The organism is Streptomyces hesseae, from assembly GCF_031845785.1.
Classification (GTDB): Bacteria; Actinomycetota; Actinomycetes; order Streptomycetales; family Streptomycetaceae; genus Streptomyces; species Streptomyces hesseae.
In genome coordinates, this window is sequence record NZ_JAVRFI010000005.1 from 202,728 (window position 1) to 223,417 (window position 20,690).

14 protein-coding genes are annotated in these 20,690 nt (G+C 73.9%); all 14 read left to right on the forward strand.

What is annotated here, in order from left to right:
* The first annotated feature begins 38 nt into the window (after positions 1 to 38).
* The 14 genes from RM609_RS11010 (at position 39) to RM609_RS11075 (ending at position 20,678) form a co-directional block, all read left to right on the forward strand.
* On the forward strand, positions 39 to 434 hold the full coding sequence (locus RM609_RS11010) for a hypothetical protein (protein ID WP_311610013.1): 396 nt from the start codon (positions 39 to 41) through the stop codon (positions 432 to 434).
* Entirely contained in the window at positions 431 to 589 is a 159-nt protein-coding gene (locus RM609_RS11015; protein WP_311610015.1) for a DUF6760 family protein, read from the forward strand. The genes RM609_RS11010 and RM609_RS11015 overlap by 4 nt, the downstream gene beginning before the upstream one ends.
* A 1,526-nt stretch (positions 590 to 2,115) precedes the next feature.
* A complete protein-coding gene (locus RM609_RS11020) occupies positions 2,116 to 2,547 on the forward strand; it encodes a phage tail protein (protein WP_311610016.1) in 432 nt (143 codons plus the stop codon).
* Positions 2,548 to 2,587: 40 nt separating this feature from the next.
* Positions 2,588 to 3,310: a CIS tube protein gene (locus tag RM609_RS11025; protein ID WP_311610017.1), complete on the forward strand. Its 723-nt coding sequence runs from the start codon at positions 2,588 to 2,590 to the stop codon at positions 3,308 to 3,310.
* Positions 3,307 to 5,106 (forward strand): VgrG-related protein, encoded by a 1,800-nt coding sequence (locus tag RM609_RS11030; RefSeq protein WP_311610019.1) that lies wholly within the window; start codon positions 3,307 to 3,309, stop codon positions 5,104 to 5,106. The genes RM609_RS11025 and RM609_RS11030 overlap by 4 nt, the downstream gene beginning before the upstream one ends.
* A gap of 37 nt (positions 5,107 to 5,143) precedes the next feature.
* Positions 5,144 to 5,563: a GPW/gp25 family protein gene (locus RM609_RS11035; protein ID WP_311610020.1), complete on the forward strand. Its 420-nt coding sequence runs from the start codon at positions 5,144 to 5,146 to the stop codon at positions 5,561 to 5,563.
* Positions 5,564 to 5,571: 8 nt separating this feature from the next.
* Positions 5,572 to 7,752, forward strand: coding sequence for a baseplate J/gp47 family protein (locus RM609_RS11040; protein ID WP_311610022.1), 2,181 nt, complete (start codon positions 5,572 to 5,574; stop codon positions 7,750 to 7,752).
* Between the two features lie 32 nt (positions 7,753 to 7,784).
* Positions 7,785 to 8,345 (forward strand): phage tail protein, encoded by a 561-nt coding sequence (locus tag RM609_RS11045; protein WP_311610024.1) that lies wholly within the window; start codon positions 7,785 to 7,787, stop codon positions 8,343 to 8,345.
* Entirely contained in the window at positions 8,342 to 11,605 is a 3,264-nt protein-coding gene (locus RM609_RS11050) for a putative baseplate assembly protein (RefSeq protein ID WP_311610026.1), read from the forward strand. The genes RM609_RS11045 and RM609_RS11050 overlap by 4 nt, the downstream gene beginning before the upstream one ends.
* Positions 11,602 to 14,571: a beta-propeller fold lactonase family protein gene (locus RM609_RS11055; RefSeq protein ID WP_311610028.1), complete on the forward strand. Its 2,970-nt coding sequence runs from the start codon at positions 11,602 to 11,604 to the stop codon at positions 14,569 to 14,571. Before RM609_RS11050 ends, RM609_RS11055 begins: the two co-directional genes overlap by 4 nt.
* The gene (locus tag RM609_RS11060; protein WP_311610030.1) at positions 14,568 to 15,197 is read left to right on the forward strand and encodes a Pvc16 family protein; all 630 of its coding nucleotides are present in this window, start codon (positions 14,568 to 14,570) and stop codon (positions 15,195 to 15,197) included. The genes RM609_RS11055 and RM609_RS11060 overlap by 4 nt, the downstream gene beginning before the upstream one ends.
* Positions 15,198 to 15,223: 26 nt before the next feature.
* Positions 15,224 to 17,338, forward strand: coding sequence for an ATP-binding protein (locus tag RM609_RS11065; RefSeq protein WP_311610032.1), 2,115 nt, complete (start codon positions 15,224 to 15,226; stop codon positions 17,336 to 17,338).
* Complete coding sequence (locus tag RM609_RS11070) at positions 17,335 to 19,686, forward strand: hypothetical protein (protein ID WP_311610033.1); 2,352 nt, start codon at positions 17,335 to 17,337, stop codon at positions 19,684 to 19,686. The genes RM609_RS11065 and RM609_RS11070 overlap by 4 nt, the downstream gene beginning before the upstream one ends.
* A 74-nt stretch (positions 19,687 to 19,760) precedes the next feature.
* Positions 19,761 to 20,678, forward strand: a complete 918-nt coding sequence (locus RM609_RS11075) for an NmrA family NAD(P)-binding protein (RefSeq protein WP_311610034.1) — start codon at positions 19,761 to 19,763, stop codon at positions 20,676 to 20,678.
* Positions 20,679 to 20,690 lie beyond the last annotated feature (12 nt).

The following is a 20,690-nucleotide window of genomic DNA, read 5'->3' on the forward strand; positions in this document are numbered from 1 at the left end:
GCGCGGCTCGGACGCCCGAGGGAGGATACCGCCCCACCATGCCCGAGAACGGATCGCCGCTGCGCACGGAGTACGACTTCGAACTCCCCCACGGCTACGTGGACGGTTCAGGCACCGTCCACCGCCAGGGATCCATGCGGCTCGCCACCGCCCGTGACGAGCTGTCACCCCTGATCGACCAGCGGGTCCGGGAGAACCCCGCCTACCTCGGAGTAGTCCTCCTGAGCCTGGTCATCACCCGGCTGGGGACCGTCACCGACATCCACGCGGGCGTGGTGGAGCGGCTCTTCGCCCAGGACCTCGCCCATCTCCAGGACTTCTACCGGCGGATCAACGGCCTGGACTCCGGCCACGGCGCCGTCGCCTGCCCCTCCTGCGGCACCACCTTCGCGCTGCCCGCGTCGGCACCCGGCGGCCGCCTGGGGGAAGCATGACGCACCCGCCGCGCCGGCTCCGTGAGGAGACCGCCTACATCGCCTATCACTTCCACTGGGCGTACGGGGACATCGTCACCCTGCCCCACGAGGAGCGGCGCGCCTGGGTGCGGGAGATCGCCAGGATCAACAGCGCGGCGGGGGAAGGCCGGTGAGCGTCGTGCGCGCGCCGGGCCGGTGGCGTCGCCGGTACGGACGGCGACGTGACGTTCCCGTCTCCCCCGCGCCCAAGGCACCGGAGGCCGGGCACACGGCCGGCCTGGGACGCGAGGGGTGGCGTGAGGTGCCGCCGGTCGGGTTGCTGCACCTGTCGGGACTGTCCGCGGGCGGGCTGCCGGCTTTCCGCCAAGGCCTCGTGGCGTGGCGTCCGGCGCCGGTCGTCACGGCCGGCAGTCGGCTCTTACCGCGAGGCATACCGCTGGCGCTGGGGGCGGCGATCCTTCAGGGTTTGCCTGTCACGCCTCTCCCTCCCTACGTTGAGGGCTCCGGGCCGGTGCCTGCATCCATCCCTGTGCCTGTCGCGGAGGTGGTGGCGCCCGGTGGGGGTGGCGTCCCGGAGGGGCCGGGTGTGGTGACCGGTCCCGTACAGCCCCGAGGGGAGGACTCCGGGCCCGGGACGGCCGACACCCCGCCTCGCCGGAGTGAAGGCCTCACGGCCGGGTACGCGCACGTCGGCGAGGAGACCACCGCACGCTCCCCTGGCCCGGGCCCCGTCGAGGTGCGGCGCGCCGTGGCGGACGTACGCGCGCCGAGGGCGAGCACGCCGCCGGAGACCTTGGCTGACGGGCAGGACCGGCCCGGCGGGCGAAGGGCCGATGGCCTCGCACGCCCACAAGGACTCCAGCTTCCCGGCGATCCCGTACGGCTCCCGGACCGGGCCGTACCGTTGCCGCCCGGGACGGTCTCGTATGGGGCGGTCTCGTACGGCCGAACCGTGGCCCGCGATCTCGGCGCTCCCACAGGCCCGCAGTCTCCGGGCATCGCCCCCCGTTCTCACAGCGCGGACCTCCACCAGACGCTGCTGGACAGCAAGGAACGCGCTGCCGAACGAGCCGTCATCCCGGATCCCGGGCCCGGCCTCGGCCTCGGACCCGGCCCCGGACCCGCGCTCACCCCGCCCGGGGCACGGCGTGACCAGAGCGCGCCACCACCAACGGCCGCCTCCCGGCTGCGGGTCGGGCGACCGATCAGCCGTGTGCCCGACACGGCCATGCCCTTCGCGTTCCCCCCGCCCGCCTCTGAGAGCCCCGGGCCCTCACCCACACCGCCCAGCGGGACCGTCGCCGGAAGCGCGACCGTCGCCGGGACCGGAATCCGCAGCGGCACGTCCGGCGCCGCCCCGGCGCCCCGGTGGCCGGCCGCCCCCTCGGCCGGGCCACCGCCATCGCCCCCGCCCCCGCCGTCACCGCCACCGCCCGTTCCTCCCCCGCCGGACGCTTTCGCCGTCGCCCGGGAAGTCGTCCTGCGGCACACCGGGCTCCTGGCCGATGCCGTGGCCGATGCCGTGCTGCCCGCGCTGGAGCTGGGGCGGCGGTCGCGCCGGGCCCGGCCCCGGCCTCCGTGGCCGCCGCGGGCCGAGCCGCCACCGGACGGTGGGGCGTGGGGAAGCGCCGTCCCCCGGTGAACCCCGTGCCGAAGGCGCCGACCACCGCCCGACGACCGACCCCCGGAGTGTTCGTCCATGGCCGACCAGCCGTTCGCCGTCAGTTCCCACTTCCAGCTGTCCATCGGCACCCACGCCCTCGGCTCGTTCACGGCGTGCGAGGGACTGGGCTGCGCCATGGAGGTCGAGGAGCGGGTGGAGGGCGGGACGAACGGGCACGTGTGGCAACTGCCGACGCGGCTGCGCTACACCAACGTCGTGCTCAGCAGGCCGCTGACACGGGAGACCGTGCTCGTGTGGGCGTGGATGCAGCTGCAGATGATCGAGCCCACGCGGCTTCCCGGGCAGCTCGTGGCGCTCGGCCCGGACCGGAGACCGCTCGTGCGGTGGCTGCTCGACGGGGTGCTTCCGGTGCGCTGGAGCGGTCCGGCGTTCGACGTCGATCAGTCGCAACCGGCCCGCGAGACCCTGGAGATCGCCCACAACGGATTCCTCGGCATCACCGTCTGATCGCCCGTCAGCCCTGCCCGCCCCCGTCGGAGAGGACCGTATGCTGTCCGAGCTGCTGAGCGGCGCGCCCGTGCGCGCCGCCCTCGTGATCTACGATCCCCCGACGGGTGCGGGGACTTCCCCGGGGCCCGAGCGCGGCCGGGTCAAGTTGCAGTTCAACCCGGAGCGGGTGCGGGTCGGCAAGCAGGCCCGCTGGGACCGCAGCCGGGCGCCGTCCAACGGTGAGGCGGCGCGGGCGCAGTTCGTGGGGGCGCAGCCGAGGACGATGACGCTGGAGGTGTTCCTGGACGCCGCCGGCCGGGGGCCGAGTGTGCAGGACCAGGTGGAGAAGCTCCTCGACTGCTGTGCTCCGACCGCGCGGAGCACGGCGTCGAAGCCGGCTTCCGCGCCGTGGGTGCGGCTGGAGTGGGGGCATGCGCGGACGACCGCGTTCCTCGCCCTGGTGACGCGGGTCGACGCGGAGTACACGCGGTTCGGGCACGACGGGACGCCCCTGCGCGCCCAGTGCACCGTTTCCCTGGAGGAGGCCGGTGGGACGGTACCCCGGCAGAATCCGACGTCGGGTGGTGACGGGCCGGTGGGCACTCACCTGGTGGTCGCCGGGGATAGTCTGGCGGGGCTGGCCTGGCAGGAGTACGGCGATCCCGGGCGGTGGCGGGAGATCGCCCGGGCGAACGACGTCGACGATCCGGCGCGGGTGCCCGTGGGCACGGTGCTGGTGCTGCCGGTGCTCGAGGAGCGCGTCGCGGGAGGTGCCGGGTGACGGAGCGGCTGTACGCGGCGGAGCCGGTCGTCGCCTTCGGCTCGGCTCTGCGGGAGGAGTGGGCCGACCAGTTGGTCGAGGCGCGTGTGGAGACGGTGGTGGGGGTGCCGGCCCGGGCGACTCTGCGGTTCCGGGATCCCGCGCACCGGTTGTTGGCCTCGGCGGGGATCGCGGTGGGGGTGCCGATGACGGTGTCGGTGGCCGTGGCGCGGCGCCGGACGCGGGTGGGGATCTTCGATGGTGAGGTCACGGCGCTGGAGACCGAGGTGGACTCGGACGGGACGTTCACGACCGTGCGGGCCATGGACCGGGGGCAGCGGCTGGCGCGGGGGCGGCGGGTGGCCGCGTACGTCGACACCACGGTGGCGGAGGTCGTCGGGCAGGCCGTGGCCCGGCACGGGCTGAAGGCGGGCCGGATCGACGCGGAGCGCACCCGGATCCCGTATCTGGCCCAGCCCAATCTGACCGACTGGGAGTTGCTCCGGCATCTCGCCGATCAGCGGGGGCTGTTGCTGTCGGTCGAGGGGAACGTCGTCCATATGGGCCGGCCGGCGGCGGCGAGCGGTGCGCCCGCGCCGGGCACGGGGGCGGATCGCAGTCCGTTCGTCCTGGAGTGCGGGGAGAATCTGCTGGCGTTGCGTGCCTCGGTGTCGTCCGAGGGGCAGGTGGCCGGGGTGGAGGTGCGCGGGTGGGATCCGGCCGGCAAGGCCGAGGTGTCGGCGCGGGCGGGTGCCGGGGACAGCTCGCGGCTGCGGCTGGGGGTCACGCCCGCGCGGCTGGGCACGGCGTTTCCCGGCCCGGCACCGGATCTGCTCGTCGGCGGCCGGGGGTACACCACCGCCGGGCAGGTGGATGTGGCGGCGCACGCGCTGGCGCAGGAGACGGCTGCCACGATGGCGGCTCTGTCCGCCGAGGTCGCGGGAACGCCCGAGCTCGCCGCGGGGGCGGCGGTGACGCTGGCCGGGGTGGGCGAGCCGTTCGCCGGCAAGTACACGCTCACCTCCTGCTGCCACACCTTCGACGGCGACCACGGTTTCCGGACCGAGGTGGGTGTCGGCCCGTTGCCGCCGCCCGTCGTGCCGTACCCGCCGGCGCTGTGCTCATTGGGTGTCGCGGTGGGGATCGTCACGGACATCAAGGAACCGGGGCAGGGTGAGCGCGGTGCCGTACGGCTTCGTCTGCCGTGGCTGTCGAAGGACTATGTGACCGACTGGGCGCGTACCGTTCAGTGGGGCGGGGCCGGTGGTGGCGGGGTCTTCCCCGTGGAGGCGGGGGACGAGGTGCTCGTCTGTTTCGAGCACGGGCGTCTCGACCGGCCGTACGTCCTCGGCGGCCTGTACAACGGCATCGACTCCCCCACCGACCATGGGCTGCCCCTGGTGGACTCGGGCACCGGTCGCGCCAACCGGCGTTCCCTGGCGTCCCGTTCGGGTGACCTCCTGGAATTCCTCAGCGCCACCGACGGCCCCCAGGGGGTGCGGATGCGGACGGGTGACGGGAAGCTCGCCACCCATCTCAACCGCAAGGACAGCACCATCGTCCTGACAGCGGGCGAAGGCGGAAGAACGCTGCGGATCTCGCTGGACGCCCGCGGCGGGGGCACCGTCACCGTCGACGCGGGCACGGACGGCAGCCTGGTCCTCAAGGCCGGGACCGTCACCGTCACGGCCGACGACGGCAAGGGCGGCGGCGGGCTCACGCTCAAGGGGGCCACCGTGAACGTCACGAGCACCGGGAAGCTTTCGCTGGACGGCGGAGAGACCGGCATCACCGGCAACCCTGTCGACATCAACTGATCTCGTACACCTACGTACACCTCGTATACCGGCACGCGTGGGCGGGAGGACGACCGTGGACATCATCGGCGCGGGGTGGGCGTTCCCCGCCGTCATCACCGGCACGGGGCGGGTGGGGCTGGCGCGGGGCGCCGAGGACGTGGAGCAGGCGATGCGCATCGTGCTCTCCACGGCGCCGGGCGAGCGGCCGATGCGGCCGGAGTTCGGCTGCGGCGTCCACGCACTGGTCTTCGACCCGCTCGACGCCACGACCGTCGCCCGCGCCGATGTGGAGGTCCGCCGCGCCCTCGACCGGTGGGAGCCGCGGATCGAGGTGGACGACCTGGTGTTCAGCATGGACACGACGGACGTCGGAGTGCTCTACATCGACATCCGCTACCGACTGCGCGCCACCAATGAACCCCGCAATCTCGTCTTCCCCTTCTACACCCTGCCCGGCGACTCCCCGGTGGAGTGACCCCTGACATGGCCGACCCGTCCGCTTCCTCCGCGCCGGACCCGTCCGGTGTTCCCGTCCCCGACCTGGACGACCTACGGTTCCAGCCGCTGGTGGACGCCGCCAAGCGCGCCCTCCCGCAGCGGGCGCCCGAGTGGACCGACCACAACGTCTCCGACCCCGGCATCACCCTCATCGAGGCCTGCGCCGAACGGACCGACCAACTGCTGTACCGCGTGAACCGCATGACGGCACGGCAGCGGTCCGCCCTGCTGCGTCTCATGGGCATCACCCCTCTGCCCGCGTCGCCGACGCGGATCGTGGTCGCGTTCACCCGGACCGACGGGTCGACGGCCCGGCGCGAGATCCCGGCGGGCACGGTGGTGCGCACCGGGGGCGAGGAGCCGGTCGTGCTGGCGACCGTCTCGCCGCTCGTCCTTGAGGGCGCGCGGTCCACAGGCACGGTGGCGGCGGAGGAGCGGCTCGTGCGGGTCACCGAGGTGCTGGGCGTCGCCGACGGCCGGTCGGCCGGCCGTTTCCCGACGCGCCACCGTCCCTGGCGGCCCGGTGCCCCGGTGGCGGATCCGCCGTTCGGGCCGCCGGTCGTCGTCCGCGTCGAGGTCGCCGGCGGGGGCGGGGGCGTCGAGTGGCGGGCGGTACCGACGTTCGCCGAGGCTGGTCCGGACGACCGGGTCCACTGGTGGGACGACGCCTCGTCCGAGGTGGTCTTCGGGCCGCTGGTCCCCGCCGAGGACGGGGAGCGGCAGCACGGGAAGGTACCGCCGGAGGGCGCGCGGATCAGCGCGGAGTACGACGTGTTCCGGGGCCGGGAGGGCGCTGTCCAGGCCGGCGCGCCCCTGACGGTGGATCAGCCGGAGCTGACGGCGGTCGTGGACACGGTCGTCGCCGTCCCCGTGGAGGCGGAGGACTGGCGGGTGGCGCTGGAACGCGCGGGCCTCGGTCTGGCGCCACCGCGCCGCGCGGTCACGGCCGCCGACCACGAGCGGATCATCGACGAGCACGTACCGGGGCTGGCCCGGGTCCGCGTCATGGCGCTCACCCGGCCCACCGACTCCCGCGTGCCCATCGCCCTCCAGGTGCCGTCCCGGCCTCCCGACGTCCTCACCAGCGCCGTCGCCGCGCGCGACCCGCTGCGGGCCGTGCACTACTACGACGACAGCGGCACCATCACCCCGCTCGCCGTGCCCCTGGGGCAGCCGGACGGGCCCGCCGCCGACGAGGACACGGTGCCCGGTCCCGTACAGGAGGCGAAGCGTCTCGACGCGGTGATCCGCACGGGCGAGACGGCGCCCAGGCTCTGGTTCTACGGTGACATGTGCCTCTGGGGCGGGAACGACCGGTCGCCACAGCCCATCAAGGACGAGTTCCCCGAACTGCCCGGTGGCACCGAGGACCCGGCGCGCTCGTTCCGGGCGGACCTCGACGCGGTCGCCGTGCTCGCCGGCCCCGAGCGGACCGACGCGTACGAACTGTTCTTCTTCAAGGGTGAGACCTTCTACCACCGCGCCTACACCTACGGCGACCGGTCCTTCGTGCCGCGGGCGGAGAGCCGGGGCGTGACGTCCCTGATCTCCGAGTCCTTCCCCGGCCTCTCGCCGGAGTGCCAGGAGTCCCCGGACGCCGTGGTGGTCGTCGGCGGCGTCTTCTACTTCGTCAAGGGGGCACGGACCGAGCCCGCCGTGTGGCGCCGCGAGGACGACCCGCTCCACGTCCTCCTCGTCCCGCACGTCACCGGCGACCCCTCCCTCCGCCCGCCGGACGGCGCCTTCGACATCCCGCAGCGGACCCTGGCCTCCGTGGTGGGCGTCGTCGAGGCGTCCCGGCTGCTGGGCGAACGGCTGCGCGTCGGCAAACCCCGCTACCACTCCTTCGGGATCGCCGCGACCGTACGCCCGTGGAGCAGCACGCGAACGGATGTCGAACAGGCCCGGGAGGCGGCCGAGGGGGCCCTGCGCCGCTTCTTCCACCCCACGGCCGGCGGGCCGGACGGGCGGGGGTGGCCGTGGGGGCGGCGGGTGCACGCCGGCGACGTCTTCGACGTCTTGGAGAAGGTGCCGCGGCTACGGGGCACGACCGAAGTGATCCTCACCGACGACGGGGGGCGACCGGTGTCGTCCGTCGAGGTGTCGGACGGCGGCCTGGTCCTCCTCGAAGACGTCGGCCTCGACATCGCCCCCGCGGACGGCTGACCCCACGAACCCGACGAACGATCAGGAGGACCGTGACCGTGCCGACTTCCCCCACCCGTCCGCTGCCCCTGCCCGCCGTCTACGGCCGTGACACCGTCGCGCGGGCGTTCGCGGCCGCGATCGGCGAGGCGATGTCGCCCGCCGAGGAACGCCTCGACGGCCTCGACGCGGTGCTCGACCCCTGGCGCGCGCCTCCGGCCTTCCTCGACTGGCTGATCCGGATCACCGGGGCCCGTGTCGAGCCGGGCTGGAGCGAGGTGCGGCGGCGCGAGGCCGTCGACCTGGCGGCCCGGCTGGCGGCGTATCGCGGGACGCCGTACGGGCTGCGGCTGGAGGCCCGGGAGATCCTGCGCTGGGTGCCGCCGGACTTCGCACTCGACGTCGGCGACCCGGGGGTCGTCTTCACCGACACGGGCCAGGCTCCCCCGCCCGGACGCATGCTCACCGTCACCCTGACCGCCCCCGCCGAGGAGGACCAGCGGGCGCTGGAGAGCCGGCTCACGCGCCTGGTCAAGGCGCACTGCCCTGCGCACCTGCCCTTCAGGGCCGTCGTCATCATCGCCGGCTCCCGACGAGAGGTCGCTCCCGGATGAGTCTGCCGACGCCCGAGTACGACGGGCGGACCCGCGAGCAGGTCGTCGCCGCCGCCGTCGGCGGCGTGCGCGGGAGGGTGGATGTCTGGACCGGGCAGGATCTTACGGACCCCGGCCGGGGCCTGATCGAGACATGCGCCGACATGGTCATGGCCGTGCGCGACCGGCTCAATCTGGCCCCCGACCAGCGCCGGCTCCAGGTGCTGAGCCTGCTGGGCGTACGGCCGTACCGGGCCGCGCCCGCGCGGACGGAGGCCGTCCTGCAACTCGCCGCGCCGACACCGGAACCGGTGGTGGTGCCCGCGGGACAGGAGGTGGCGACCCGGCCGGTGGGCGACGAGGAGCCGGTCGTCTTCACCACGCTCACGGACGCGGTGCTCAACCCGTGCGTCCTCGTCGCGGCCGGTGGCTTCGCGGAGGAGCGGGTGGCCGACGGCGCCCTGGAGGGGAGGCTGACCGCGTTCGGCTCCTCGGTGCCGGTGGAGCCCGGCGAGGCCGCCTTCCCGGGGCCCGCCTTCCACCTCAACCTGCCCTACCTCGGCGACTTCCCCCCGCCCGGGGACCTCCCGGCGCACACGGGCCCGGGAGTGATCGACACACGTGGGGGCGGCTCCTCCTACGCCTTGGCCGTCCTCTCGGTGCCGGTGCCGAGTACGCGTGTGACGCTGGACGTCCGGCTGGGCCCGGTTCCGTTCGGCTCCGGGGTCGTCCCGGGCAGTTGGGAGGCCTGGCAGGGCACGCACTGGACCAGTTGCCGGGTGGCCGCCGACACGGTGGCCTCACCCGACCGTCCGGGCCGGGTCTCCCTCGATGTTCCCCCCGCCCACGCGCCCGCGCAGCTCCTGCTCCAACGGCCGGACGGCCAGGGCGGCTTCTTCGTCCAGCGGCTGCGGGACGTCGGGCTGATCCGCTACCGCACCGCTCCCGGACAGAGCGCGCTGACGCACGTCGCCCTCCATCCGGTGCTCGTGGTCTCCGTCCCGGTCGTCCAGGCGCGGCTGGTGCGCAACGAGACGCTGGGGATCGCGACCGGCCTTCCCGGCGAGCGGCTTCGCTTCGCCCACCCGCCGCTCCCGCGCAGCACCGATCCGCTCGTGGTGGAAGCGCTGCTCGACGGCCTGGTGACCCAGTGGAGCCATGTCGCCTCCCTCGCGGGGTCGGGGCCCGACGACCGGCACTTCACGCTGGACCCGCGTACCGGGGAGGCCGTCTTCGCTCCCGTGGTGGCCGGCGCCCGAGGGCCGCGCCGGCACGGGGCGCCGCTCCCGGCGGGAGCGGCCGTACGGATCCGCCGCTATCTGACCGGCGGTGGTGCCCGGGGCAATGTGCCCGCCCGTACCCTCACGGTGCTGCGCACTCCTCTGCCGTATGTCTCCTCCGTGACCAACCCCGCGCCGGCCGTCGGAGGTACGGAGGGCGAGACGGCCGCGGCCTGCGCGACACGGCTGCCCCTGGGCTCCCCGCTGCCGGAACGGGCGGTCGTCCCGGGCGACTACGAGCAGCTCGCGCTGGCCGCGTCGGCGGGCATGGCCCGTATCCACCACCTCCGTGACGTCCCCCATGACGCGCTCGACCCCGCCCGCAACTACGTGCCGTGGGCGCCCGCGGAAACGGACGTCAGCCTCACCCTGGCGGCCGGCACGGAGCTGGTCCCCGCCGGGCTCGAAGTCACGACGGCCGACGGGAAGACAGTCTTCACCACCACGGAGGACGCCGAACGACTTCCTCCGGAAGTCACCGCCGCGGCGCCGCTACGGCTCACCACCGGAGTCACCGCGGCCGTTGGCATGTTCACGGCGGGCGACTACGGGGCGGACGGCACGTTCTCCGGGCCGTTCAAGGACGGTGGCGGGCTGGTCCTCGCCCTGGTGGAGATCAAGAAGACGCACGATCCACGCCACCTCACACTCTGGGTGACGGTGGACGACGAGCGGAAGTCGCAGGACCACATCGCGGTATCGGTGTTCGCACCGAGGAAGGACACGCCCTGGTGGGACACCTCCGCACCGCTCGCGTACGCCTCCGCACCGGCACGGGAGATCGCTGTGGCTGGTGGTGGGGAGATCTCCGCCCACCCTGTTCCCCTGAGCGGATCGGCACGGTGGCAGGCCGCCGTCGAGCGCGGAGCACTGGCCACGACGGCGCGGAACGCCGTGGAGGCGCTGGGGTCCGATTTTCCGACGGAGGAGGCCTCATGCTGGCTCGCCGTCCAGATCCTCGACTCCAAGGGCACGCCCACCACGACGTACACGGTCTACGCCGACTCAGGAAGCGCCAAGAGCGTCACCGCGAAGCAGTACGAGGAACACAGCCAGGACAAAGGGCCGTTCACGTCCACGGGCGAGCCGGGGCAGGTCTTCCCGCTGCTGTACGCCCCGGTGTGCGGGACGCTCCCGAAGGTCCGTGTCGCGTCGGAGGACTGGACGACCGTCACGTCCTTCGATCAGTCCGGCGCGGGCGACGAGCATGTGGTCATCAACGCCAGTACAGGTCAGGTCCACTTCGGCCCCAAGGTGACGGGGAGCTCCTCGGATGCCGGGCAGCACGGTGCCGTTCCGCCCGAGGGTGCCGCCATCACGGCTCACGGCACGTACAACACGACACTCGGGGCGGCCGCCAACGACATCGGACCGGGCGGGATCTGCCGTCTCAGGAACCCGGACGAGCGTGTCGTCGGCGTGCGCAACACCTCCACCTCGCACGACGGCAAGAACGGCTACACCGACACCAGTGGTGGCAGTACCCAGGCCGGTGTGACGCTGATGGTCGTCCCGTTCGTCACCGCGGACGAGCGCGGCTGGTTCCCGTACCACATGCTCACGCCCACCCGGGACGCCTGTGACACCTTGCGCCGGGCGCTGCGGGCGTTCCAGCCCGAGGGGGTCCCTGTGTGGCTGGTGCGGCCCGTCTACCACGGCATCCGTTTCAACGCCCGGGTCGTGCCCGCCGACTACCGCACCGCCGAAGAGCGCGCGGAGCTGCGCGTGGCCGCGGAACGCGCCCTCTACCGGTACTTCAGCCCCGTCGGCGGCGGCCCGGACGGGACCGGGTGGCCGCTGGGACGCCCGGTTTACGTGGGTGAGGCATTCCGCGTCCTGGAAGGCGTCCCGGGGGTGGGCCGGGTCGCCACGGTGGAAATGTTGCCGGTGGATCCGCTGACCGGTGAGGAGTCGTCTCCCGTCGACCGGATCGACTGCGGGCCGCGCGAGACCGTCTATTCCGTCGAACACCGAGTCACCGTCGCGGAGGTGCCCTCGTGAGTGGCCACAACGACGAGAACGGCGGCACGCCGGTGGGGCCGCCCCGGCTGGTGGCTCCGGACTGGGGTGCGGACGCCCTGGTCGTGGCCGGCCTCGCCGTACCGGACCGGCCCGAGATCCGCGCCACGCCGGTGGAGGACAATCCCCGTGCGGTGGCCGTCAGCCCGGACGGCACCCGTGCCTACAGCGCGAACCACGACGCCGGAACGCTGTCCGTCGTGGACCTCGAATCCCAGGACCTCCCGGTGCTCCGGTCCGTTCCCGCCGGTAAGAATCCGTGCGCCGTGGTCGCCGGGCTGGCCGGGGAACAGGTCTGCGTGGCCGACTGGGCGGGCGACCGGGTCACGGTGTTCGACAAGGAAGGGCTGTCGCCCGTCCCCCTGCCGGTGGGCGCCGGTCCATGCGCGCTGGCGGCGGCTCCGGGCGGGCAGGCGGGCCGGGTCTGCGTGGTCAACGGGACGGATGCCACGGTGTCCGTGGTGGACGTGAGCACACCGGGCTCGCCGTCCGTGGCCGCACCCGTCCCCGTGCCGGGGGCGACCGGGGCGATCGCGGTGGCGCGGAGCGGGCGCTTCGCGTACGTCGCGAGCCGGGGCGAGGGCACGGCCGACGGATGGGTGACGGTGCTGGATCTCGACGCCGACGGCCGGGTCGTGGGCGCGCCCGTGCCCGTGGGAGCCGAGCCCCGGGCGCTGGCGCTCGGTCCCGGGGACGACCGGCTCTGCGTGGCGAACTACGGCTCCGCGACGGTGTCCGTCGCCATCGTGGACCCGGACACCGGACGAGTCGAGAGCCCGACGGCTGTCGCGGCCGGCCCTCATCCGGTCGCCGTCGACTTCACCCCGGACGGGGCCTCGGTCCTCGTCGTGGGCCAGACCTCGGGCGCCCTGACCGCCGTCCGGGTGGACACCCCGGCCGCCGTCCACCTGGACGGACCCGTCGGCGCGGTCCCGGCGGGGGTGGTCTGCGGCCCGGAAGGCGCTTTCGCGTACGTCGGCGACCAGGCCACCGGCGCCCTCGTCACCGTACGCACCGCTCCGCGCAGGACGGGCGAGGTCCCCACGGGAACGGGCTCGAAACCCGTGAACGTCGCCGTGTCACCGGACGGCGCGTGGGCCTATGCCGCCGACTCGCTCTCGGACAAGGTGGCGGTGCTCGATCCCGGCACCCTCCAGCCGGGCACTCCCATCCCCCTCGACGCGCCGCACCAGCCGTGGGACGTCGCGATCGCCGCCGACCGGACGTTCGCCTGTGCGACCAGCCCCGGCTCGTCCTCCCTCCTCGTCCTCACCCCGACCGGCGGGGGCGAGCTCACCTTCGACGGCGCGGTCACGGTGACGCCCATCGCCCTGGCGCCCGGCGCGAGTCCGTACGGCGTGGCCATCACCCCGGACGGGCGGTACGCGGTGACCGCCGACTCCGGCACGGCGACGGTCTCCCTCGTCGATCCCAAGGGCGGCCGGTACACGATCGACGCCGAGACCGTGGACTGCCAACAGCCCACCGGGGCCGCGCTGTCCCGGGACGGGAAGACCTTGTACGTCGCCGACTTCGCCAGCACCCTGGAGGGGCAGACGGGCGGCAAGATCGCGGTCCTGTCCCGGACCGGGCCGGGGCGGTGGCAGCGGCTGGACCCCATCGACGCGACGACGGGGCAGCTCTCGGGCCCGCACGAACTGGCCCTGTCGGCCGATGGACTACGGCTGTGCGTCGCCAACTACCAGAACGGGACGGTCTCCGTCCTCCAGCGCGCGACGGTGAACGACGCCTGGACCTTCCACATGGCCGTGACCAAGTCGCCCACGGCCATGAAGCACCCCTACGGGCTGGCTCTGACACCCGACGGCCTCACGCTCTACGTCTCCAACGCCGCCGGGCAGAGGGCCACGGTGGAGGTCTTCGACATCTCCACGAAGCCGGCGCAATTCAGGCGGACCATCACGGTCGAGAGCAACAACCCGATCCCTCCCGGGCTCGCCCTCTCCCCGGACGGGCAGTACTTGTACGCGGCCGTCTCGAAGGTCTGGATGGGCGACGACAACCCCCTGGGCACGGTGTACGGCACCGACCTGAACAAGAACGAACCGTCGATGACCGTCGTGGCGACAGCACTCTCCCAGCCCGTCGACAGGCCCAACGGGCTCGCCTGCCGGGACGACCGGACCCTGTACGTCGTCAGCCAAGGCCGCAAGGACACCCCCATACGCGACGCCTGTCTGGCCGTCCTCACGCTGGACACGACGCGGCTGGCGGTGCGGGAGAGCAAGACCCTGCCCCTCGACAAGAATGACGTGCCCTACTCGATCGCGGCCGCCGGGGACGGCACGGCATACGTCGCCGACTTCGCCGGCAAGACGGTCACCGTTCTCACCTCCGGCGTGACCCCCGTTCCGGTGGGCAGCCCGGAGTCCTCCCGCCCGTGGGACGTCGCCGTCACCTACGACGGCGGCTACGCCTGCGCCAGCGACCGCGAATCGAACTCCGTCCACTGCGTACGCCTGACAGGCGACCACGAGGTGACCTCGCTGACCGTGGGCCGGGACCCCATGGGCGTGGCCTGTGCCCCGCGCGATGCCCGGGCCTTCGTCGCCAACCACAAGGACAACAGCGTCACGGTCATCGCCCTGCCCGGAGCGTCGGGGGTGCCCGAGGTCGTCACCACATGGTGTCATCCGCTGTTCGCCGGCCCCGAATCGGTGTCGGTGTCGGCGGACGGCACCCTGCTCTTCGTCACCTGCGAGAACAACGGAGCGTTGCTCATGCTCGACACCACGACCGGAACCCCCCTCTTCACCGTGCCGGCCGGCCGGGCGCTCGCCGGCAGCGCACCGGACCCGCGCCCCACGACGCCCCGGGTGTGTCTCGCCGACGCCGAGGGCGCGGTCGTGGCCGTGGTCGACACCACGGCGCTCGGCCTCGTCGGCCCGGCCCCGGCGGCGTTCGACCTGCGGCAGGCACGGCGATGATCCAGTTGGTCGACCGCGCGCTGGAGGCGCGCGTCCGGCGGGACATGATCTGCCTGCCGCCCGGTTTCACGGTCACGTTCCAGCCGCCGGGCCGCGAGTCCGGGCTCGGCGAGACAACCGGTTCCGAGGCGGTCGGCGTCTATCTGTACGACATCCGCGAGGACCTGGACCGGCGGCAGACCGGCACGGTCTACCAGTACGCGGGGCTGCCCGCGGACCCGCCGGGGGCGCTGCCCGTCAAGCGGGCGCAGTTCGACCCGCCCCGGTACGCCCGGCTGTCGTACCTGGTGGCCGCGTGGGCGCCGGACGCGCTCATCGCCCACAACATGCTCGGCGACCTCCTCGTGGGCTTCGCCCGCGACCGGGACCTGCCCGTGCCGCTTCCCCCGGAGCTGGCGGAGATGGAGCTGACGACGCTGCTGGACGTGGGGCACCCGCCGACGGAGGACCGGGCCCTGACCGAACTGTGGAGCGCGGTCGGGCACACACTCGTCCCCACCGTCAACACGACCGTGACCATCCCCCTGTTGTCGTTCGCCCCGGAGTCCTACACCCACTGGGTGACCGAACCCCCGGTCGTCGACGAGAACATCAAGCCCGGGCCGGCACCTGGGGGCCGGCGGTGACCGCGCCCACCGCACATCCCTCGCGCATGCCCGTGCCCGTCCCCGGGGACTGGCTCCTCGCGCGGCTGGCGGTCGTCGAGGCCACCGTGCGACGAGCCGTCGCCTGGCGCACGGGCGAGGACCCCACGGCCGCCGAGGGCACTCTCCCCGAACTCGAGGACACGCCCTTCGACCCGTTGCGCGGGCTCTACGTCCCCGACGACATGGCCCCGCACCTCCTCGACATGCCCACCGGTCCCCTGCCGCCCGCATCCTTCGAGGACGCCCTCGCCGCCTCGGTGCGTGCCCGGGAGGACGCGGCGGCGGCCGCAGGGGCGCCGCCGCCCCTGCGCCGTCTCGCCGACGGGTTCGGCCTGGACGAACTCGCCGTCCAGGTCCTGCTGATCGCGCTCGCTCCCGACGTGGACTCCCGGTTCGAGCGCTGCTACGGCTACCTCAACGACGACGTCACCTGCCGGCACGCCACCATCGGCCTCGCCCTGACGCTGTGCGGTGTCCCGGCCGCGTCCGCCACCGCCCGCCGGCTGTTCTCCCCCGACGCGCCCCTGCGCGCCGGGGGGTTGCTGGAGGTCGTCGACGCCTCGCGCCCGTACCCGACGCGGGGCCTGCGCGTCCCCGACCGTGTCACCGCGCATCTGCTGGGCGACGACACGATGCCGCCGCCCACGCCGCCCGCCCTTCCCCCTCTGGGGGACGGCCCCCTGGACGCGGCCGTCCGGCACGTCGCCCGGCTGCTCGCGTGCCCGTGGCCCGTGTATCTGCGCGACAGCGTCGACGGCACCGCCACGGCCATCGCCCGGGCGGCCCTGGCCGCTTCGGGGCGTCAGAGGTTCCCGCTGTCCCTTGAGGACGTCGATCAGGCGGCAGGCCCGGCCGACGCCGCCCGGGCCGCGCTGCTCGAGGCGCGGCTGCGCGGCGACGGACTCGTCATCGGCCCGCTCGGCTCCCACGACGACCAGTGGACCCGTGCACTGCTCGCGCCTCTCGCCGACCCGCCGGTCCCCCTGGTGCTCACCGGAAACCGGCCGTGGGACGCCCGATGGACGCGCACACCTCCCGTCCTGGCCGACTGCCCGCCGCTGACGCGCGCCGAACGCGCCGCGCTGTGGCGGCACGAGCTCCCCGACCCCACCTCCCCGACCGACCGGGCGGCGATCGACGCCGCCGTGACGGCCGGCGCCCGGTACCGGGCGGGACCCGCCCGCATCCACGCCATGGCGACGGCCGCACGCCGGCAGGCCGCCGCGCAGGGCGTGCCCGTGGACGCCGCCGCAGTCCGGGAAGCGGCCCGTTCCTGGAGCGGTGGCGCCCTCGGCCGGCTCGCGCGGCCCGTACGACCCGCCGTCACCTGGGACGACCTGGTGCTGCCCGAACGGCCCCACGAGCAGTTGCGCGACCTCGTCCGGCGCGTCCGCCACCGCGACCGCGTCCTGGGACAGTGGCGGATGCGGCCGGGCGGAGGTCGCGGACGTGGCGTCGGCGCCCTGTTCAGCGGTGGGTCCGGGACCGGCAAGACCCTGGCCGCCGAGGTCGTGGCCGCCGAACTCGGCCTCGACCTCCACGTCGTCGACCTCGCCACCGTCATCGACAAATACATCGGGGAGACCGAGAAACACCTGGAGCGGATCTTCACGGCCGCCGACGCGGACGAGGCCGTCCTCCTCTTCGACGAGGCCGACGCCGTCTTCGGCAAGCGCACACCCGCCCAGGACGCCCACGACCGCTACGCCAACACCGGCACGTCCTACCTGCTCCAGCGTCTGGAGTCCTTCGACGGCCTGGCCCTGCTCACCACCAATATGCACGCCAACATCGACCCGGCGTTCCTGCGCCGCCTCGACCTCGTCGTCCACTTCCCCGCCCCCGACGAGGCCCTGCGCCGGGACCTGTGGGAGCGCTGTCTGGGCCCGGCCGTGCCACGGGCCCGGGACGTCGGCCGGGCCGGGCTCGCGGCCCTCGCCTCGGCCTTCGACCTGTCCGGTGGTGCCATCCGCTGCTGCGCCGTCACCGCCGCCTACCGCGCCGCCGACGACGACCGGCCGCTGGCCATGGCGGACCTGCTGGCGGCCGTCCGCGAGGAGTACGCCAAGCTCGGCCGCTACGTGGACGAGTCCGCCTTCCCCCAGGAGGTACGGCCGTGAGCCCCGGCACGCCGCACGCGCCGACCGCCGCCACCCGCGCGGAGGCGCCCGCGCCGGCATCCGCCGAACCGGTGCCGGACAGGGCCGCGACCCTGACGGAGCGGCTGCGGAACCTCCAGCAGGAGGCCGGCAACGCCGCCGTCGCCCACGCCCTGACCGGCCCCGCCGGACGGCACGCCGGCGGGGCGCCGTTCGGCCATCGCCGGGCGCTGGCCGCACCGGGCTGGCACCAGGCGGCCGAGTTGTACGAGCAGCGGCTGGGCGCGGCGCTGGCCGCCGCGCCGGAGGTGGGCCGTGCCGCCCGGACCGCCGTGCTGCGGCTCCACGAAGTGCTGAGCCGGGGGTTCACCCCGGAGGCCGCCGCGGGCGCGTTCGTCAAGGACGACCCGCAGAGCGCGGGCCAAGTGGGCTCCGAGGGCGATCCCGGGGAGCGGCTCCTTCAGTGGACCGCGCCGGACTCGTCCGCCACCGTCCGTGAACTCGTCACCGCCTTCTACAACGCGGCGTACTACAAACACGGCCCCCAGCCCCGCCCTCATCCCGACGAGCGAGAGGTGTCACTCAAGACCCTGCTCCACCGTGTCGTTCTCGGCGGCGACCGGCGGCTGGCCCGTGAGCTCGGCCTGGACACCGAGGCCCTCGACACCCAGCACGCCTATCTGAGCGGCACCGCCCGCGGCATCCTCAGCCGCCTCCCGCACCAACTGCGGCAGCAGTTCGCCGACGACGTCTTCGCCCTGGGGAACCTCACCTTCCAGCAGGGCCCCGGCACGACCCTGTCGATGGGCCGCAGCCAGCGCCGCCGCACCGAGCGCCCGGGCCCCTCGACGGGCCCCGGCAAGCGCACGCTGCGCGACTACCGCGACCTGGGCGTACCGCTGAGCGAGGCCGAGGCCGCCCACGCCCGCCGCGCCACCACCGATCTGTCCGTCGAGGGTCTGGACGACGACCTCGCTCCCCGGCGGCACACGGTCACTCCCGAGGCGCTCTGGGCCGCGATGACCGTGCCGGGCGAGGAAGGGCCGGAGTTCCCCCTGCCCTGGGCCTCCGGGCAGGCGGTCTTCGCCATGAGCCCCGACGGCGGCTGGTACCGCAAGCACCACGAGCGCGGCGCTCCCCTGGTGGCGGGTATCTCCGGGACGACCACCCGGATGCTCAGCGCCTTCCACTGGCTGCGGGCCGTGCCGGGCGGTGGCACCGGGGGCGCGAGGGCGCCGGAGCTGTCGGAGCGCGGGTTCTTCCTCGCCGTCGCCGCGTGGATGCTGACCGGGCGCGACCATTCGCTGTACGAGATCCTGCGGGGCGCCAAGGCCGCCGGGCTGCCCGCGCTCGCGGGCCTGACGGCCTCGTCGAAGGACGTCGCCCGGATGTACCGGGACTTCGACGCGTTCGTCAGGGACACACTGCCGACGGCCGTGCTGCCCGAGTTGCCGTATGCGGCCGGATACGAGGAGAGGGCGCTCGCCGCCGCCGGGGACGGCGGCATGGTCACCGTGGACGGCCGTACGGTGGCCGGGGCGCGCCGCAAGCGCCGGGCTCTCCTCCGGGGGCATCCGGGCGCCGATCTGACCTCCTGGCTGGCCGGGCAGGGCCTGACGGGGCCGGAAGCGGACGCGGAGCGGGCCCGGCTGGGGTCCGAGCTCCGCCTTCCGTACCTGCTGGCGCTGGCGCAGTACACCGGGAGCAACCACCAGCTCGTCAACCGTGTCCTGTCCACTCCCGGCACCCTGGGCACGGCGGGCGTCCACCGGATGGTCGACGAGATGATCTCCCTGCTGGCCCAGGGGCAGCCGGTCGAGGTGCCGTACGCCACGTGGCGGGACGCGGAGCTCCAGCAACTGATCGACGCCTACCGGGCGCCGGGGCTGTCGGACGCGGAGCGTTCGGTGCGACTGGAGGCCGTACGGGGGCGTATGCACGGTCTTGCGGGCACATTGCGGGCCGAGGGCAAGGCGCATGCCGACATGCTCGTCGAAGCGCTGGGCAGGCTGCCGCCGGTCACGGGCGTGGTGTACCGGGCGGGCTGGGAGCTGGTGCCCCGCGGACGCATGACGTTCAGCGGCTTCACGAGCACCAGCCGCAGCCGGGCGGAGGCGGAGAAGTTCCTGCCGCTCCAGCATCCGCCCGCCGGGGGCCGGCTGGTGCTGTACTGCCTGGAGCTGACCGGGCACAGCGGCAGGGACATCGCCTACTTCTCCAGGGAGCCGGACGAACAGGAGGTGCTGCTCCTGCCGAAGGCGTCCTTCACGGTGAACATGCGCAACCGCGGCGAGGGCACGGTGGTGGGTGGCCGGCACATGCGCTACGACTTCGTCTGGGCCACGGAAGTAGCGGGCTCCCCGGGCTGACGGCCGTCCACGCGGGGTGACCGGTCATAGAAGGGGCCCATGACGAGTCCGTCGGCGTGCAGGAGGCGATCCCCATGAACGTCCAGCCCGTGCTGGTCACCGGTGTCGGCGGCGGAGTCGGAGGGGTCGGCAGAACGGTCGTCGACCGTCTCCACGCCGCGGGAGTGCCGGTCCGGGCGCTGGTGCACCACGACGACGAGCGGGCCGCGCCTCTGCACGCCATGAAGGGCGTGGACGTGGTGGTCGGCGACCTCACCCGGGGCCCGGACGTCGTGAAGGCCCTGGAGGGGTGCCGTCGGGCGTACTTCGGGATGAGCGTGTCGCCCGCGTATCTGGAGGCGACGACGACGGTCGCCGCGGCCGCCCGCCGGGACGGCCGCCTCGATCTCCTGGTGAACATGTCGCAGATGACGGTCTCTCAGATGGATCTGACCAGCGAGGAGGAGTCGCGCCAGCAGCGTATGCACTGGCTCGCCGAGCAGGTCCTCGACTGGTCGGGAGTCCCGGTCGTCCATGTCCGGCCCACGGTCTTCATGGAGAACCCGCTGTTCGCCCGGATTGCCGTCGCCTCGATCCTGCGGGACGGCACGATCCGCCTGCCGTTCGGCTCCGCCCGTACCTCCCCGGTCTCCGCGCGCGACGTGGCGGATGTCGTCGCCTGCCTCCTGCTCGACCCGGTCCCGCGCACGGGCCGGGTCTACGAGTTGACCGGGGAGCGCTCGCGCGACATGACCGCCGTCGCGGCGGAGTTCTCCGCCGCGCTCGGACGCCCGGTGACCTATGTCGACGTGCCGTACGAGGAGTGGCTGGACCGCGACCTCAAGGGGCTGGACCTGCCGCCCCATGTGTTCGACCACATCGCCACGATGGCCCGGCTGCACGGCCGGAACCGGTACGACCGGGTCACCGACGACATCGCCGGTCTGCTCGGGCGGCCCCCTCGGGGATTCGGCGGCTTCGTCGAGGACACCCCCGCCCTGTGGGCCGGGTGACGGCCCGAGCGG

Bases quoted from the DNA above. Each gene is read 5' to 3' on its own strand.
- RM609_RS11010 (WP_311610013.1), top strand. From the start codon at position 39: ATGCCCGAGAACGGATCGCCGCTGCGCACGGAGTACGACTTCGAACTC.
- RM609_RS11015 (WP_311610015.1), top strand. From the start codon at position 431: ATGACGCACCCGCCGCGCCGGCTCCGTGAGGAGACCGCCTACATCGCC.
- RM609_RS11020 (WP_311610016.1), top strand. From the start codon at position 2,116: ATGGCCGACCAGCCGTTCGCCGTCAGTTCCCACTTCCAGCTGTCCATC.
- RM609_RS11025 (WP_311610017.1), top strand. From the start codon at position 2,588: ATGCTGTCCGAGCTGCTGAGCGGCGCGCCCGTGCGCGCCGCCCTCGTG.
- RM609_RS11040 (WP_311610022.1), top strand. From the start codon at position 5,572: ATGGCCGACCCGTCCGCTTCCTCCGCGCCGGACCCGTCCGGTGTTCCC.
- RM609_RS11050 (WP_311610026.1), top strand. From the start codon at position 8,342: ATGAGTCTGCCGACGCCCGAGTACGACGGGCGGACCCGCGAGCAGGTC.
- RM609_RS11060 (WP_311610030.1), top strand. From the start codon at position 14,568: ATGATCCAGTTGGTCGACCGCGCGCTGGAGGCGCGCGTCCGGCGGGAC.
- RM609_RS11065 (WP_311610032.1), top strand. From the start codon at position 15,224: ATGCCCGTGCCCGTCCCCGGGGACTGGCTCCTCGCGCGGCTGGCGGTC.
- RM609_RS11075 (WP_311610034.1), top strand. From the start codon at position 19,761: ATGAACGTCCAGCCCGTGCTGGTCACCGGTGTCGGCGGCGGAGTCGGA.